Source organism: Paenibacillus sedimenti, assembly GCF_014534655.1.
Classification (GTDB): domain Bacteria; phylum Bacillota; class Bacilli; order Paenibacillales; family NBRC-103111; genus Paenibacillus_E; species Paenibacillus_E sedimenti.
Genome location: NZ_JACVVD010000047.1, coordinates 1 through 1261 on the forward strand (window position 1 = coordinate 1; position 1261 = coordinate 1261).

The 1261-nt window shown below is 42.1% G+C and carries 1 protein-coding gene and 1 pseudogene; both read right to left on the reverse strand.

Translation table 11 applies throughout. From position 1 onward, the window contains the following. The coding region (locus ICC18_RS33315) for an S-layer homology domain-containing protein (RefSeq protein WP_188178681.1) at positions 1–627 on the reverse strand (627 nt) is incomplete at its 3' end. 249 nt (positions 628–876) lie between these two features. Then, a pseudogene (locus ICC18_RS33320) lies at positions 877–1261 on the reverse strand (S-layer homology domain-containing protein); the annotation flags it as partial.

Below are 1261 nucleotides of genomic sequence, written 5' to 3' on the forward strand. Positions count from 1 at the left end.
GTATTGTTGCTTCGCTTCGTATGCGCCTGTCAAAAGCAGGTCGCGAGTTGCGTTAGCTTGGCCGCTGAATGTACCGTCTTCGCCGTTAGCAAGAAGTTTCAGTTCAAGTGCTAGAGCTACATAACCTTGAGCCCAACCGGATACAGTTGTATCTGTACCAGTTTTGCCTTTAGCGTCAGCGTCTTTACCCAGTACGCGAACCAGGAAAGTTGCCAGTTGTTCTTTTGTTACTTTACCCGCTGGGTTGTATGTGTTTTCGCCGTAACCGTCAGTTACACCAGCTGTTTTCAAAGCTTCGATGTAAGGCAATGCATAACCATTGGCTGCATCGTCCACACTAACATCAGTGAAAGTGGATGTTTTCAAATCTTTGTTTACATCAAGACCCATGATCAATGCCGCTACTTTCGCGAATTGCGCACGGTTCATTTCATCTTTCAAGCCGAAAGAAGTGTCGCTCACGCCGTCAAAAATACCGGCGCTGATCATTGCATCGAATTTCGCTTTCGTCGCTGCATCCAGATCTTTCAGATCTGTAAAGTCTGCGGATGTTTTACCGAATGCTACGGAAGAGAACATCGACAGTGCAACTGTTGCAGAAAGCACTACGGATAAGCTTTTCTTCATAAAGGTTGTTTCCTCCTAAGTATTTGAAGTTTTTTGTTATAAAAACTTATAACCAACGGGTGACTGCGTCTTTCGCGCATACTCTCGTGTAGCTTTGCGTCTATCACCTTGGCTACAAACTGAGTATACTATCTCGTACATCGAAATTCATTGATAAGAATTTTCCATTTTATTTATACAATTTAATAGAGATTCAGGGGACACAAAAAGGAAAGGGGCAATTAAGCCCCTTTCCTTTGGATGATTCGATTATTGATGTGTTACGAAAGTTGTAACTACTTTACCGCTAGCAGAGATTGCTTTCAGTGTAAAGCTTGTTGAGTCGTTCAACGTAATTTGGCCAGTTCCACTATTAATTGTTGCTGCAGTACCACCTGTTGGTGTTGTTGCATCTTCAAGCGTGTATCTGATTTGAGTTAATGCATCATAGGCATTGATCTCAGTTGTTGTATATTCAACACCATACTGATCGACTGCTTTCAGATTCATGTACTCGTATGCATACGTTTTGTTTGTCGTGCTGTCGTAGTTCTCATCTGCTGTCAATTTGTCTACAGTTGGAAGCTCATCTTTAACTTCTACTTCGAAGGATGCTGTTTTAATTGCATCTTTAGCATCTTTGTACATCACGTTC